Below are 14,233 nucleotides of genomic sequence, written 5' to 3'. Positions count from 1 at the left end.
ACTCCTTGTCGGGGTAGGTGATCAAGCGTGCTACTGTCTTCGTTTTTGCGCGGGCTTGCTGGCTTTCTCTGTATCAGTTTGTAGCGTTTATCCCTGACCTATTCTCGATCGCTGATCTATGTTTTTGATTCTTTCAGCGGTCAACGGAGTGACAGCCTATGCACGACACCCTCCAACAGGTCTTCGGTTATCCACAGTTTCGTTTGGGCCAGGAGCAAGCCGTCAGCGCCGTATTGGCAGGCCGCTCGGCGGCTGCCATTTTTCCAACTGGATCGGGCAAGTCGCTGTGCTACCAACTGTCAGCGGTATTACTGCCGCACCTGACACTGGTGGTTTCACCGTTGCTGGCGTTGATGCAGGACCAGCTCGGCTTTTTGCAACGCCATGGCATTTCGGCGGGCAGTATCGATTCGGCCCAGAGCCGTGATGAGGCCAACGAGGTGATGGCCCGTGCGCGTTCGGGCGAGTTGAAGATCCTGATGATTTCGGTGGAGCGTTTGAAGAACGAGCGTTTCCGTAACTTCCTGCAAAGTGTGCAGCTCTCGCTGCTGGTGGTGGATGAGGCGCACTGTATTTCCGAGTGGGGCCACAACTTCCGTCCGGACTATTTGAAGCTGCCGGACTACCAGCGTCAGTTCAATATCCCACAAGCGCTGCTGCTGACTGCTACAGCCACGCCCAAGGTAATTGCCGACATGCAGGCGAAGTTCGCCATTGCACCGGACGATGTGGTCACCACAGGCTTCTACCGGCCCAACCTCAACCTGTTGGTCGAGCCGGTGCGCGGTGCCGACAAACGTCGGCGCCTGGTGCAGTGGATGAGCGAGCGCGCCAACCAGCCGAGCATTGTCTACGTCACCTTGCAAAAAACTGCCGAGCAGATCGCCGAGCACCTGAATCGCAACGGCATCCAGGCCGAGGCCTACCATGCCGGTTTGCCCCACGATAAACGCGAGGGCATCCAGCAGCGCTTCATGGGTGGGCGCTCCAATTGCATCGTCGCGACTATCGCGTTTGGCATGGGGATCGACAAGAGTGACATCCGCAACGTCGTGCACTTTGACTTGCCCAAGTCCATCGAGAACTACAGCCAGGAAATCGGCCGTGCGGGGCGTGATGGGCAGCCGTCCGACTGCCTGGTATTGGCCAATCGCGACAGCCTCAATGTGCTGGAAAACTTTGTGTACGGTGATACGCCCGAGCAGGAGGGTATCCGCCTTGTGCTGGAGGAGTTGCAGGCGGCGCGCAGTGAGGGGCAGTGGGAGTTCCTGCTGAGGTCGCTGTCGGACCACAGCAATATCCGCGAGCTGCCCCTGAAGACGCTGCTGGTGCAGTTGGAGCTCAGGGGCGTGATTGCGCCGCGCTACGCGTTTTACGCCGAGTACCGCTTCAAATACCTGATCGAACCCGAGGCGCTGCTGGCGCGTTTTTCCGGCGAGCGGCAGCAGTTTGTCGCGGCGATCATCCAAGTGTGCAAACGGGCAAAGACCTGGGCGACGGTGGATTTCGACGCGCTTTATCAACAGCACAATGCCGAGCGTAATCGAGTGGTTAAGGCGCTGGATTACTTCCAGGAGCAAGGCCTGATCGAATTGGAAAGCAAGCAGATGACTGAGGTCTACAGCTTGTTGGATACCGATTTTGATCCGCAGGTGCTCAGCGATGCGTTGTACGCAGGCTTCAAGCAACACGAGGTGGGGGAAGTCGCGCGGATTCACGCCATGCTCGATCTGTTCGCTACCGAACATTGCCTGGGGCAGCGCCTGGCGCAGTACTTTGGCGATGAGCATGCACCCCAGCGTTGCGGGCATTGCTCGGTGTGCCACGGCCATGTTGCGCACCTGCCCCCACCGCCTGGCTTGCCGCCGCTTGTGGATAAAAACTTCATGGGGCTGTGCGGTGATTTTATCCACAGGCATCATGAACACACCGGCCAACTGCCTGGGGCGGACCGCCTGACGCGTTTCCTCGGGGGGATCAGCGTGCCGTTGTTTACCAAGCTGAAGGCACGGGGCATTCCGGGTTTTGCTGCGCTGGAAGATTACCCGTACGCCGAGGTGCGCGAGTGGGCCCAGGCCCATTTGGACGACCTGTAACTCACTTTCATGAGATGACCCCGATGCCTGACTCAGTGCCACAACGTGCCGACTACCCACACTTCCAGCCGATCATCACGCGCTGGCAGGACAACGATGTGTATGGGCATGTGAACAACGTGACCTACTACAGCTTTTTCGACACGGCGGTGAACACCTACCTGATCGAACAGGGCGGTTTGGATATCCATGGCGGCGACGTGGTGGGATTTGTGGTGAGTTCGGCGTGTGACTACTTTGCATCGATTGCCTTTCCCGAGCGCATCGACGTCGGCCTGCGGGTCGGCAAATTGGGCAATAGCTCAGTGCAGTACGAGTTGGCGGTGTTCAAGGCCGGCGAAGAAGAGGCCTGTGCGGCGGGGCGCTTTGTGCATGTGTTTGTGGATCGGGGGTCGAACCAGCCGGTGACGATTCCTGCCGGGTTACGCGAGGCGTTGCAGCGATTGGTGGCCTGACGCATTTTTTGCAGGCGGTGGTGAACACCAATGTGGGAGCCGGGCTCCCACATTGTTAGTGGTTGTTCTTTAGACCTTACCGGTGACGGTAGTGGTGCTTGTTCTTGCGATGCCCATAGGCATGCCCGCGGCCACGGTGATCATCGCGGTCATACCGACGGTTGTCACGGCTGCGAGAACGACGGTCGTCGTCATCGCTCTTGTTGCCCATGTAGTTGCCCAGCGCACCACCTGCACCACCGCCGGCGGCTGCGCCGATCAGGCTGCCGGTATTGCCGCCCATGCTGCGGCCGACCACGTTACCGCCTGCTGCGCCCAAGGCGCCACCGATGGCTGCTTCGCCACGGCTGCGCTTGTCTGCACCGACCGCACTGCCGCCTGCGCCGCCCAGGGCTGCGCCAATGGCCGAACCGGTATTGCCGCCGATCTGCTGGCCTACAACCGAACCGAGTACCCCGCCCAATGCGCCGCCCACACCGGCTTCGGTGGTGCCACCGGCCATGGCTGCGCCACTGACCAGGCCAAGGGACAACAAGAGAATCGAGGAGAACTTCATAGAGAGACCTCAAGAGGATGACGGCGCGATCCTGAGGCTGTGTTGAGATTGTGACAATAGAAATCCGACCAGTAACACGAGTTGTACACAATTCGCTAAGTTACTGTTTTAGCTAGGGAACTTAAGTCGTTTTCGTGAGTCTTTAACTACTTAGGAACGGCCGCTTTTATGCAAAAGCGGCCTTTTTTGTGCCCGAATTTTGACCTGCCGTCTGCAGGGGAGCGCTGATTGCAGGCGCCGGCTTGCCGGCGATAGCGTCGGCGAAATCAGCGCACGGTTTCACACCGACATCGCCGGCAAGCCGGCTCCTACAGAGGGTGGGCGATCAGGCTGAACGCGCCATGATCAAGCCATTGTCGCTCGCCGCTTCCAGGCGGATCGCCACGAATTTCGACGTTGGCGTGTGGCTGCCATCGCCAGTGCTTTCCAGGGGTACCAACGGGTTCACTTCCGGGTAGTAGGCCGCAGCCTGCCCCGCCGGAATATCAAACGCCAATAGGGTAAAGCCCTTCACGCGACGCTCACGGCCGTCTTCCCACAACGACACGATATCGGCCTTCTGCCCAGGCTTGAAGCCCAGGCGGATGATGTCGGCTTCGTTGACGAACAGCACATCGCGCTGGCCCTTGACCCCACGATAGCGGTCGTCCAGGCCATAGATGGTGGTGTTGTACTGATCATGGGAGCGCATCGACTGCATGATCAGGTCCGGCACGCGGCCGGTGGCATGGGTACGTTCGTGGATCAGGTCCTTGGGCAGGATGTTCGGGCGGAAGTTGGCGCGGCCCGACGGGGTGTTCCAGCGGCGCGCGCCTGCGGAGTTGCCCAGGTAGAAGCCGCCCGGGTTCTTGATCTTCTCATTGAAGTCCTTGAAGCCCGGGATGGTGTCGGCGATCAGGTCGCGGATGCGGCTGTAGTCGGCCACCAGCCAATTCCAGTCCACCGGTTTGCTGCCCAGGGTCGCGGCGGCGATACCGGCCAGGATCGCGGGCTCGGATTTCATCAGTTTCGACAGCGGTTGCAGTTGACCATTGGAGCCGTGGACCATGCTGAACGAGTCTTCCACCGTCACCGCTTGCGGGCCTTCGGCCTGGATGTCGATATCGGTACGGCCCAGGCATGGCAGGATCAGCGCGTCTTTACCGTGCATCAGGTGACTGCGGTTGAGCTTGGTGCTGATCTGCACGGTCAGGTCACAACTGCGCAGCGCTTCGAAGGTGCGTGGGCTGTCTGGCGTGGCTTGGGCGAAGTTGCCGCCCAGGCCGATAAAAACCTTGGAGCGGCCTTCGAGCATGGCGTGGATCGCTTCAACCACGTTGTGCCCATTTTCGCGCGGCACCTGGAACTGGAAGCGACGCTCCAGGGCGTCGAGGAAGGCCACCGGTGGGCGTTCGTTGATGCCCATGGTGCGGTCGCCTTGCACGTTGCTGTGGCCACGCACCGGGCACAGGCCGGCGCCAGGGCGGCCGATATTGCCGCGCAGCAGCATCAGGTTGGCGATTTCCTGGATAGTCGGCACTGAGTGGCGATGCTGGGTGATGCCCATCGCCCAGCACATGATCACGTTCTTGCCTTTGGCGTACATGCGCGCCGCTTGCTCGATCTCGACCAGGGTGAGGCCGGACTGCTCGACGATTTCATCCCAAGAGGTGTCGTCGATCTTGCCCAGGTAATCCAGCACGTTGGCGGTGTGTTCGTTGAGGAAGTCGTGGTCGAACACGGCCTCTTTGCCTTCGGCCTGGGCCTGGCGCTCCCACAGCAACAGGAACTTGGCCATGCCGCGCAGGATGGCCATGTCGCCACCCAGCGCCGGGCGGAAGTAGGCGGTGTTGGTCGGCTTGTCGCCGTTGGTGAGCATTTCCAGCGGGTGCTGCGGATGCTGGAAACGTTCCAGGCCGCGCTCTTTCAGCGGGTTGATACACACCACCTGAGCGCCACGTTTAACCGCTTCACGTAGCGGTTCGAGCATGCGCGGGTGGTTGGTGCCGGGGTTCTGGCCCCAGACGAAAATCGCATCGGCGTGTTCGAAGTCGTCAAAGGTCACGGTGCCTTTGCCGACGCCCACGCTTTGCGCCAGGGCGACGCCGCTGGCTTCGTGGCACATGTTCGAGCAATCCGGGAAGTTGTTGGTGCCGTAGGCGCGCACGAACAGCTGATACAGGTACGCCGCTTCGTTGCTGGCGCGGCCCGAGGTGTAGAACTCGGCCATGTCCGGGCTGGGCAGGGCATTGAGGTGCTTGCCGACCAGGTCGAAGGCCGCTTCCCAACTGATGGGTTGGTAGCGGTCGGTCTCGGCGTCATAGCGCATCGGTTCGGTCAGGCGGCCTTGGTACTCCAGCCAATAGTCGCTCTGCTCCAGCAAGGCGGTGACGCTGTGTTTGGCGAAGAATGCCCCATCCACGCGACGTTTGGTGGCTTCCCAGTTCACCGCCTTGGCGCCGTTTTCGCAGAACTTGACCATGCCGCTTTCCGGCGAGTCGCCCCAGGCACAGCCCGGGCAGTCGAAGCCGCCGTTCTGGTTGGTCTTGAGCATCATGCGCAGGTTTTTCAGCGCGTTGTCGCTGGTCAACCAAGCTTGCGCGACGCTGATCAGTGCGCCCCAGCCGCCGGCCGGGCCTTTGTAGGGCTTATAGCGCGGGGTCGGGGTTTGGTCGGCTTGGTGATGCTGGCTCATGGCTGGTTCTCCATCGCAGGGCTGTAGACCCGCGGCGCACTTTTCTGCGGCAGGTGGATGAGATTGAGGTTGTGCCGGCGCGCCCATTGCAGGGCCAGGCCGGTGGGCGACGACAGGCTGACCAGGGTCTGGATACCCGCGCGCAGGACTTTCTGGATCAGCTCCAGGCTGCAACGACTTGTCACAATTGCCAGACCGCCTTCGGTCGAAATCTTTTGGCGGATCAGTGCGCCGATCAGCTTATCCAAGGCGTTGTGCCGGCCGATGTCTTCGCGGCCCAGCAGCAATTCGCCCTGGCCGTTCATGAACACCGCCGCATGTACGGCGCCGCTGTATTGACCCAGGGGCTGAAAGGCGCTGATGCGTTGACGCAAGCCTTCGAGCCATTCGGCGGGCGGCAAAGGCGCGCCAGGCAGCACCTTGAGGTCCGGCAGGGCTTGCTCGACTGCCTCAACGCCGCACAGGCCACAACCGCTGGTGCCGGCCAGTTGGCGGCGCTGCTGCTTGAGATTCCAGAACGCACGGCTGGAAATCTGCACCTGAGCGTACTGTGTCGAGCCCGAGCCACTGAGCTTAAGGTCATAGATGTCGCTAATGTCGGCGATAATGCCGCTACCGATGCTAAAACCGACAATGAAGTCTTCAAGGTCCGTCGGTGTCACCAACATCACGGCTTGGCTGATGTCGTTATAGGCAATTGCCAACGCCACTTCTTCCGCCAGCGCGGTGCTGGCAGATTCTGTGTGTTCAAGATTGCAATACTGGTAGCTCTGGCTGGCGGCGGGCGCAGGCGTTTCGAGAGCGGGCGCCGCGCAGACTGGGCGCTTGGCGTTCATGAGGCAGTACCACCGACGCAATGATCAGTGTTTAGACTAGGCGCGACAAAGCGTCGCGTCTAATTGCCAGTACTGATCTACCGATAGATGACGTCGATCAAGGTTCGTTTTGCGATTTCTGATACAGCGCAAAACACGCCTCGGCCAATGCCGATCGCGGTGCACTGCGACGCATAATGAGCCCCAGGCGCGCGAGGGTATGGGCGTCTTCTATCGGCTGCAGGCGCAGATGCTCGGTGAGTGCGTCCAGGCCGCCATCCAATGGCATAACGGCGCAGCACAGGCCTCCATGCACGGCTTGCAACAACTGATGGACGGCATCGGTTTGCAGCAACGGTTGCGGGTTGAGCCCACGGCTGTGGAAGTTGTGGTCAATGGACTGGCGAAAGTGCATGCCGCTGGTGAGCATGCCCAATGGCAACTCGATCAGCGCTTCCCAGCTCAGGGGCGTGTCACCAAAGCTGAAGAAGCGCTGGTCGTAGAGCAGGCCCATGCGGGTTTCGCCCAGGGCCAGCGAGTCGAAGCGTTCAGTGTCCAAACGCTCCAGGTAGGACACGCCCAGGTCCAGGCGATTGCTCGCCAGTTGCTCCAGAATCTGCTCCGAACTGAGTGCCGAAAGCTCGAAACGCAGGCTCGGGTGCTCTTTATGCAGCTGCTGCATCAGCGCCAGGGGATCGAAACTCGACAGTGGCACCACGCCCAGGCGCAACGTGCCGACCAGGTTGCCGCGACAGGCTGCCGCTTCGGCCTGTAATCCGTCGTACGCCGCCAGCACCGTGCGTGCCCAGGCCAGCACCCGTTCACCGGGTGCAGTAAAGCCCTCGAAGCGCTGGCCACGATTGACCAGAGGCAGGTCCAGCTCTTCTTCAAGGCTGCGCAGGCGCATCGACAGGGTCGGCTGGGTGATATGGCAACGTGCCGCCGCCTGGCCGAAGTGACGGGTCTCGTCGAGGGCGATGAGGAATTTCAGCTGTTTGATGTCCATCTTCGCTCCGTGGCTTATTCCAATGGCGGGGGGATTCTAGCGCGTTTGGGTCTTTGGTCGGGCTGGAACCCAAGTCTGTAGGACTGGTCTAGTCTTGGGCATCTGGAAATCAAATCCCAAGGAGAGCGCACCATGAGTATTTTTAGCTTTGTTAAGGAAGCGGGCGAGAAGTTGATTGACCTGTTGACTCCGGGCAACGCCAACGCGAGTGAGGACCTGAAGAAACATATCGAGAAAGTCGGCCTGGGCAATCCAGACGTGCACGCCACCGTCGAGGGTGACAAGGTCACGCTTACGGGGACAGTTGCCAGTCAGGAAGAGAAAGAAAAAGTCCTGCTTGCGGCAGGCAATATTGCCGGTGTAGCCAGTGTAGATGACCAGATCACCGTATCCGGCCCGGCCGTAGCCGCCGCCCGTTTCGTCGTGGTGAAAAAAGGTGACACCCTGAGCGCGATTTCCCTGGCGGTGTATGGCAACGCCAACCAGTACAACAAGATTTTTGAGGCTAACAAGCCGCTGTTGTCACACCCGGACAAAATCTACCCAGGGCAGACGCTGCGTATTCCTGAGTAAAACGCAGCGCAAAATGTGGGAGCGGGCTTGCCCGCGAAAGCGGAGTGTCAGTCACTGGATGTGTTACTGATACATCGTGTTCGCGAGCAAGCCCGCTCTCACATTGGTTTAGAGCCCGGCAATGAGGTCGCGATAGTCATCTACCGCTGCAAACTCTGCCGTGTCCTTTGGTCCCTTCTGGCTGTCCGGTTCCTTCACCGCCAGCAGATGCCCCACGCCAAAATCCCGAGCACTGCGCAGTATCGGCAGCGTGTCGTCGATAAACAGGCTGCGGGCGGGGTCGAAGTTGATGTCGGCTTGCAGGGCATCCCAGAACTGCGGGTTTTCCTTGGCGAAACCATAGTCGTGGGAGCTGATCAACCGCTCGAAATACGGCGCCAGTTCAATGCGTTCCAACTTCAATGACAGTGAGTCACGATGAGCATTGGTGATCAGGATCACGCGCTTGCCGGCCTGTTTGATCGCCGCCAGGAACGTGTCCGCATCCGGACGCAGCGCGATCAGGTGGGCGGTCTCCAGCTTGAGTTCGCGCACCGGAATCTTCAGCTCCGTGCTCCAGAAATCCAGGCAATACCATTGCAACTGTCCGGCGTTACGCTCGAACAGCGGCTGCAGCTCCATCTCGGCCATGGCGCGACTCACCCCGTGCAGCTCGGCGTAACGCTGGGGCAGGTGTTCCATCCAGAAGTGGTTGTCGAAATGCAGGTCGAGCAGGGTGCCGTCCATGTCCAGCAGGACAGTGTCGATGGCGTGCCAGGGCAAAGAGGGCATGGGGCGTTCTCATGTAAGTAAAGATATCCGACACAGACAATCGGAAAAGCCACGGTATAGTAACCCGATCACGCCAAGGAGCCGCTTATGCGCCAGAAACCCACCGTCCTCGCCCGCGAAATAGTCGCCAGTAGCCGTTTGTTCCGCGTGGAGGAAGTGCAATTGCGCTTTTCCAATGGCGTTGAACGCACCTACGAGCGCCTGGTGGGCCGCGGTGCCGGTTACGGCGCGGTGATGATCGTGGCAATGATCGATGCGGACCATGCATTGTTGGTGGAAGAGTACTGCGGGGGTACCGACGAATATGAGCTGTCGTTGCCCAAGGGGTTGATCGAGCCGGGTGAAGATGTGCTCGCAGCGGCCAATCGCGAGCTCAAGGAAGAGGCTGGCTATGGCGCACGTCAGCTGGAGCACCTCACCGAGCTGTCGCTGTCGCCTGGCTACATGAGCCAGAAAATCCAGGTGGTTCTCGCCACCGATCTCTATGAAGAGCGCCTGGAAGGCGATGAACCGGAGCCGATGCGTGTGGAGCGGGTCAACCTGCGTGAGCTGTCGCTGCTGGCGCAAAATGAGCAATTCAGCGAAGGCCGCGCCCTGGCCGCGCTGTACCTGGTACGAGACCTGTTGACCCAGCGTGGAGCGTTTACCGCATGAGCGAACTGTTTTTAGGCCATCCGTTTATTGCCCCTGTGATTGAGCTGGCACGCCAGGCCGGTGAAGTGATACTGCCGTACTGGCGCGCCAACGTGGCCGTGACTTCCAAGGCCGACGACTCACCCGTGACGGCGGCGGATTTGGCCGCTCACCACCTGATCCTGGCCGGCCTGACTGCATTGGACCCCAGCATTCCGGTGCTGTCCGAGGAAGACGCCGACATCGACCAGAGCGTGCGCGCCGGCTGGCAGCGCTGGTGGCTGGTGGACCCCTTGGACGGCACCAAGGAGTTCATCTCCGGCAGCGAAGAATTCACCGTGAACATCGCCCTGATCGAACAGGGCCGCGTGGTGTTCGGCGTGGTGTCGATGCCCACCAGCGGCCGTTGCTACTTCGGTGGCGCCGGCTTGGGCGCCTGGCGTTCGGATGTGAATGAAGCCCCCAAGCAGATCCAGGTGCGCCAGGCACCGGCAGCGGGCGAGTCGTTTACCGTGGTGGCCAGTCGTCGGCATACCAGCCCGGAGCAGGAGCGTCTGCTGGACGGGCTGAGCGAAGGCCTGGGCGCGTTGAAGCTGGCGAATATCGGCAGCTCGTTGAAGTTCTGTTTGTTGGCCGAGGGCAGTGCGGATTGTTATCCACGCCTGGCGCCGACGTCACAGTGGGACACCGCGGCGGCCCAGGGCGTGCTGGAAGGCGCGGGGGGCGAGGTGGTGGAGTTGAGTGGCGAGCCGTTCAGCTATCCGGCGCGGGCGTCGTTGTTGAACCCGTTCTTCCTGGCGCTGCCGGCGAAGGCCGCTTGGCGTGAGCGGTTGCTAAACCTGGCGAGATCTTAAGGTCACATCAGATCAAATGTGGGAGCGGGCTTGCTCGCGAATGCGGTCTGTCAGCTGATGAAAGTATCGACTGACCCTGCGCATTCGCGAGCAAGCCCGCTCCCACAGTGGTTTTGTGTTGTGGTTTCTAACGGTGCAGGACGTATTGGCCGGTGAAGTTGACCGCATGCTCTTCACTGCCCTCATTCACAACCCACGTCTCCAGCGTCAACCGTGCGCGACCATAGCGCTTGTAGGTTGCCACAAAGCGTTTCCACACTTTTTCCTCCGACGCCTGGCACACCACCGTTGCATCGCGCGTGACCGGCAGCGGATAACTGATCTGCCCTTCCTGGATCACGATATGCCCGTCCTCAATCCCTTCTTCACGCAACTGCAAGTGCAGCCAGCCCCAACCCGCCAGCACCGCGCCGCAATACAGGCTGCCGCCGAACATGGTGCTCTTGTGGTTGATGTTGGCTTGCAACGGCAGGTGCAGCTGCAATTGGCCGTGTTGCCAGTCGAGCACCTTGAGGCCCATTTCCCGGGTGAGGGGGATGTCGTGGTGAAGGATGGATTCCAGGTAACGGCTGTCGCGGTTCATGGGGGCCTCATGGCGGGTGGGAGCGGTCATTCGTCGTCGCCGCTTTGGTTGGCGAAGTTCAGGCCATGCTTGCGCAGTTTGTCGTGCAAGGTCTTGCGCGGCACGCCCAAGGCTTCGGCGAGGCTGCGCATGGAGCCGTGGGGGCGGGTCAGCTCGGCAGCGATCAGGCTCTTTTCAAACTGCTCGACTTGCTCGCTCAGGCCGCCGGGTGTGGAGGTGAGGACGCCTGCCGCAGGGTTATCCGGCGAACTGTCCAGGGCCAGCTCCAGGCCGAGGGCAAAGCGCTCGGCGGCATTCTGCAATTCACGCACATTGCCCGGCCAGCTATGACGCAACAGCAGCGCGCGCTGGCCTGGTTGCAGTTCATGCAGCGGCAGGCCATGACGGCTGCTGGCTTCGTCGGCAAAGTGCTGGAACAGCATCAATGCATCCTCACCACGCTCACGCAGCGGGGGAATGCGCAGCGGCGCGACGTTGAGGCGGTAATACAGGTCGGCACGGAAGCGGCCCTGGTCGGCGGACTGGCGCAGGTCTTCCTTGGTGGCGGCGATGATGCGGATATCCAGCGGGATCAGCTGATTGCCGCCCAGGCGCTCCACCACCCGCTCCTGCAATAGGCGCAAGAGTTTGACCTGCACATCCAGGCTCATGCTTTCGATTTCATCGAGGAACAAGGTGCCGCCGTTGGCAAATTCGAACTTGCCGATGCGGCGTTTCTGCGCGCCGGTGAAGGCACCCGGTTCGTGCCCGAACAGCTCGCTTTCCACCACCGACTCGGCCAGGGCACCTGCGTTGATCGCCACGAAGGGCCCGCTGCGGCGGTTCGACAGATCGTGCAGTGCGCGCGCGACCACTTCTTTGCCGGCGCCGGTTTCGCCGAGGATCAGTACATCGGCCTTGGTCGCGGCCAGGGCACCAATCTGTTCGCGCAGACGCAGCATTTGCGGGGAGTGCCCCACCAGGCGTGTGCTCAACTGCTGGCGGTCGCTGAGGGCCAGGCGCAGGCTGCGGTTGTCCAGCACCAGTCGGCGCAGGGCCAAGGCGCGGCGCACGCTGTCGAGCAGGGCGTCGCTGGCGAACGGTTTCTCCAGGAAGTCATAGGCCCCCGCGCGCATGGCTTGCACGGCCAACGGCACGTCGCCGTGGCCGGTGATCAGCAGCACCGGCAGCTCCGGGTCCTGGCCGTGCAGTTCGGCCAGCAGCTCCAGGCCGTCCATGCCGGGCATGCGGATGTCACTGACCACCACGCCCGGCCAATCCCGCGACAAGCGTGCGGTGAGGCCTATGGCTTCGCCCAGGGTCAGGACTTTCAGCCCGGCCAGGTCCAGGGTCTGGCACAGGGCCTGACGCAGGTGCGGATCGTCGTCGATCAACACCACCTGAATCTGGTTATCGATACTCATACACTGCGGTCCTCGGACGGTTGCAGACTGACGCCCGGCGAGCCGGCACGCAATTTCAAGGTTAACAGCGCGCCACCTTCCTTGTGGTTGGCAAACAGCAACTCGCCGCCAAAGGCACGCATCAGGGTGTCACAGATCGCCAGCCCCAACCCCAGGCCCTGGGTGCGGGTCTTGGTGGTGTAGAACGGCTCGCTGGCGCGTCCCAGGGCTTCCATGCAAAAGCCCGGGCCATTGTCGCGAATGTACAGGTTGACGCCCTGATCGGTGGTTTCGGCACTCAGCCACAGTTTGCGCGGCGGCCCTTTTTCGGTGAGTGCATCGAGGGCATTGGCCAGCAGGTTGCCGAGTACCTGGCGCAAACGGGTTTCGCCGGCTTGTACCCAGAGGGTGGCTTCGGGCAAATCACGGATCAGCTCCACCTCCATCGACCGCCGCCGCTTGCCCAGCAACGCCAGCGCATCGTCCAGCGCCGGTTGCAGGGCCACGCTTTCGGGCGCATGGCGGTCGCGCCGGGCGAAGGCGCGCAAGTGCGCGATGATCGAGGCCATGCGCCCGGTCAATTCGCTGATCAACTTAAGATTGCCACGCGCATCCGTGGTGCGCTCATGGTCGAGGAGGATCTCGGCGTTTTCGGCATAGCTGCGAATCGCCGCCAGGGGCTGATTGAGTTCGTGGCTGATACTCGCCGACATGGTGCCCAGCGCCGACAGTTTGCCTGCTTGCACCAGGTCATCCTGGGCGCGCACCAACTCTTGTTGGGCGTGTTCACGTTCCAGTACTTCCTGTTTCAGGCGCCGGTTGAGGCCTTCCAGGTCACTGGTCCGTTCGACCACGCGCGCTTCCAGCTCGCGCCGGGCTTTGGCTTCAAAGGCAATACGCTCCAGGTAATGGCGGCGACGTTGCATCATCAAGCCCAGCAACAACATCAACACCAGCAGCGTGGCGCCGCCTACTGCAACCACCGTGCGTACCGGGCGATTGATGAGCGAGCGCGGTGCGAGGATCTCCACATTCCAGCCGGTCTCGGCGATGGCCGTGGATTGGCGCAGCCAGGCGGTGTTGCTCAGGCTGAGCGGCTGCGGGTCGCGGGTCGGGTAGGGCTGGATCGCGATGATGGCCTGGCGCTCTTCGGCGGTCAGTGGCCGGGTGGCGCGGAATCGCCATTGCGGGCGCGATGTGAGGATCACCACGCCGTTATGGTCGGTGACCAGCAATTGTTCCGGCGTGTTGCCCCACAGGCTTTCGGTGTGGTCCAGGTCGACCTTGACCACCAGCACGCCGATGATCGTATCGCCATCACGCACGGCGGCGGCAAAGAAGTAGCCGCGTTTGGCCGAGGTGGTGCCCAGGCCAAAAAACCGCCCCAGGCGTCCGGCCATGGCTTCGCTGAAATAGGGACGGAACGAGAAATTACGCCCGACAAAGCTGTCTTGTTTATCCCAGTTGGACGCGGCGAGGGTTTTGCCGTTGGTGTCCATCAGGTACATCACCTCCACCCCGGCCTGGGCGGCGACGTCCTTGAGCAGCAGGTTGGCGTTGACCAGGTTGGTGCTGACCTGGGGCGCGTCCAGTGCCGTGCGCAAGGCCGGCAGGTCACCGAGGATTTGCGGCAGCACTTCATAGCGGTGCAGGGTGCCCAGCAGGTTGGCCACGTAGAGGTCGAGGGTCTGGCGGTTCTGGCCGGCCAGTTCGCTGCGGTAATAACGTTCGGCCAGGTGCTCCAGTGGCCATAGCAGCGGCGCCAGGCACAGCGCCAGCAGGGCGAGGCTGCGCCAGCGGGGTCTACGCGGGAGGGATGGAGTCATGGGAGTCGT

Annotated in this window: 13 protein-coding genes; 5 read left to right on the top strand and 8 right to left on the bottom strand. The window is 61.5% G+C overall.

Translation table 11 applies throughout. The features are described 5' to 3' along the window. Window positions 1-158 precede the first annotated feature (158 nt). On the top strand, window positions 159-2,096 hold the full coding sequence (locus tag AC0IYN_RS09150) for a RecQ family ATP-dependent DNA helicase (RefSeq protein ID WP_471841146.1): 1,938 nt from the start codon (window positions 159-161) through the stop codon (window positions 2,094-2,096). Between the two features lie 23 nt (window positions 2,097-2,119). Continuing rightward, entirely contained in the window at window positions 2,120-2,551 is a 432-nt protein-coding gene (locus tag AC0IYN_RS09145) for an acyl-CoA thioesterase (protein WP_471841144.1), read from the top strand. A 76-nt stretch (window positions 2,552-2,627) separates the two neighbouring features. On the opposite strand, the gene AC0IYN_RS09140 is transcribed toward AC0IYN_RS09145, so the two are convergent. The 4 genes from AC0IYN_RS09140 to AC0IYN_RS09125 form a co-directional block, all read right to left on the bottom strand. Beyond that, window positions 2,628-3,107, bottom strand: coding sequence for a glycine zipper domain-containing protein (locus AC0IYN_RS09140; RefSeq protein WP_078046397.1), 480 nt, complete (start codon window positions 3,105-3,107; stop codon window positions 2,628-2,630). Between the two features lie 325 nt (window positions 3,108-3,432). Further along, window positions 3,433-5,781: an FdhF/YdeP family oxidoreductase gene (locus AC0IYN_RS09135; protein WP_471841142.1), complete on the bottom strand. Its 2,349-nt coding sequence runs from the start codon at window positions 5,779-5,781 to the stop codon at window positions 3,433-3,435. Further along, complete coding sequence (gene fdhD, locus AC0IYN_RS09130; protein ID WP_406596727.1) at window positions 5,778-6,617, bottom strand: formate dehydrogenase accessory sulfurtransferase FdhD; 840 nt, start codon at window positions 6,615-6,617, stop codon at window positions 5,778-5,780. Before fdhD ends, AC0IYN_RS09135 begins: the two co-directional genes overlap by 4 nt. Before the next feature lie 97 nt (window positions 6,618-6,714). After that, window positions 6,715-7,602 carry a LysR family transcriptional regulator gene (locus AC0IYN_RS09125; protein ID WP_100491733.1) on the bottom strand — a complete coding sequence of 296 codons (888 nt, stop codon included), beginning with the start codon at window positions 7,600-7,602 and terminating at the stop codon, window positions 6,715-6,717. Between the two features lie 132 nt (window positions 7,603-7,734). On the opposite strand from AC0IYN_RS09125, the gene lysM reads away from it, so the two are divergent. Continuing rightward, a complete protein-coding gene (gene lysM / locus AC0IYN_RS09120; RefSeq protein WP_016979062.1) occupies window positions 7,735-8,175 on the top strand; it encodes a peptidoglycan-binding protein LysM in 441 nt (146 codons plus the stop codon). Window positions 8,176-8,283: 108 nt separating this feature from the next. Here the strand turns inward: lysM and yrfG are convergent, their stop codons facing one another. Continuing rightward, window positions 8,284-8,946, bottom strand: a complete 663-nt coding sequence (gene yrfG / locus AC0IYN_RS09115; RefSeq protein ID WP_406596728.1) for a GMP/IMP nucleotidase — start codon at window positions 8,944-8,946, stop codon at window positions 8,284-8,286. An 87-nt stretch (window positions 8,947-9,033) separates the two neighbouring features. Between yrfG and nudE the strand changes: the two genes are divergently transcribed. Both nudE and cysQ read left to right on the top strand, forming a co-directional pair. Beyond that, entirely contained in the window at window positions 9,034-9,600 is a 567-nt protein-coding gene (gene nudE / locus AC0IYN_RS09110; RefSeq protein ID WP_078046403.1) for an ADP compounds hydrolase NudE, read from the top strand. Further along, window positions 9,597-10,433, top strand: coding sequence for a 3'(2'),5'-bisphosphate nucleotidase CysQ (gene cysQ, locus AC0IYN_RS09105; RefSeq protein ID WP_406596729.1), 837 nt, complete (start codon window positions 9,597-9,599; stop codon window positions 10,431-10,433). Before nudE ends, cysQ begins: the two co-directional genes overlap by 4 nt. Before the next feature lie 127 nt (window positions 10,434-10,560). On the opposite strand, the gene AC0IYN_RS09100 is transcribed toward cysQ, so the two are convergent. The 3 genes from AC0IYN_RS09100 to AC0IYN_RS09090 are packed head-to-tail and all read right to left on the bottom strand — an operon-like array spanning window position 10,561 to window position 14,224. After that, window positions 10,561-11,016: a YiiD C-terminal domain-containing protein gene (locus AC0IYN_RS09100; RefSeq protein WP_214498315.1), complete on the bottom strand. Its 456-nt coding sequence runs from the start codon at window positions 11,014-11,016 to the stop codon at window positions 10,561-10,563. Window positions 11,017-11,042: 26 nt separating this feature from the next. Beyond that, on the bottom strand, window positions 11,043-12,419 hold the full coding sequence (locus tag AC0IYN_RS09095) for a sigma-54-dependent transcriptional regulator (RefSeq protein ID WP_406596731.1): 1,377 nt from the start codon (window positions 12,417-12,419) through the stop codon (window positions 11,043-11,045). Next, window positions 12,416-14,224: a sensor histidine kinase gene (locus tag AC0IYN_RS09090; protein WP_457248287.1), complete on the bottom strand. Its 1,809-nt coding sequence runs from the start codon at window positions 14,222-14,224 to the stop codon at window positions 12,416-12,418. Before AC0IYN_RS09090 ends, AC0IYN_RS09095 begins: the two co-directional genes overlap by 4 nt. Window positions 14,225-14,233 lie beyond the last annotated feature (9 nt).

The sequence above is a fragment of the Pseudomonas sp. AC112 genome (assembly GCF_979253545.1).
Note: the sequence above shows the minus strand (reverse complement) of the source record. Positions and strands in the feature narration are given on the sequence as shown.

Bases quoted from the DNA above. Each gene is read 5' to 3' on its own strand.
- AC0IYN_RS09150 (WP_471841146.1), top strand. From the start codon at position 159: ATGCACGACACCCTCCAACAGGTCTTCGGTTATCCACAGTTTCGTTTG.
- AC0IYN_RS09145 (WP_471841144.1), top strand. From the start codon at position 2,120: ATGCCTGACTCAGTGCCACAACGTGCCGACTACCCACACTTCCAGCCG.
- AC0IYN_RS09140 (WP_078046397.1), bottom strand. From the start codon at position 3,107: ATGAAGTTCTCCTCGATTCTCTTGTTGTCCCTTGGCCTGGTCAGTGGC.
- AC0IYN_RS09135 (WP_471841142.1), bottom strand. From the start codon at position 5,781: ATGAGCCAGCATCACCAAGCCGACCAAACCCCGACCCCGCGCTATAAG.
- fdhD (WP_406596727.1), bottom strand. From the start codon at position 6,617: ATGAACGCCAAGCGCCCAGTCTGCGCGGCGCCCGCTCTCGAAACGCCT.
- AC0IYN_RS09125 (WP_100491733.1), bottom strand. From the start codon at position 7,602: ATGGACATCAAACAGCTGAAATTCCTCATCGCCCTCGACGAGACCCGT.
- lysM (WP_016979062.1), top strand. From the start codon at position 7,735: ATGAGTATTTTTAGCTTTGTTAAGGAAGCGGGCGAGAAGTTGATTGAC.
- yrfG (WP_406596728.1), bottom strand. From the start codon at position 8,946: ATGCCCTCTTTGCCCTGGCACGCCATCGACACTGTCCTGCTGGACATG.
- nudE (WP_078046403.1), top strand. From the start codon at position 9,034: ATGCGCCAGAAACCCACCGTCCTCGCCCGCGAAATAGTCGCCAGTAGC.
- cysQ (WP_406596729.1), top strand. From the start codon at position 9,597: ATGAGCGAACTGTTTTTAGGCCATCCGTTTATTGCCCCTGTGATTGAG.
- AC0IYN_RS09100 (WP_214498315.1), bottom strand. From the start codon at position 11,016: ATGAACCGCGACAGCCGTTACCTGGAATCCATCCTTCACCACGACATC.
- AC0IYN_RS09095 (WP_406596731.1), bottom strand. From the start codon at position 12,419: ATGAGTATCGATAACCAGATTCAGGTGGTGTTGATCGACGACGATCCG.
- AC0IYN_RS09090 (WP_457248287.1), bottom strand. From the start codon at position 14,224: ATGACTCCATCCCTCCCGCGTAGACCCCGCTGGCGCAGCCTCGCCCTG.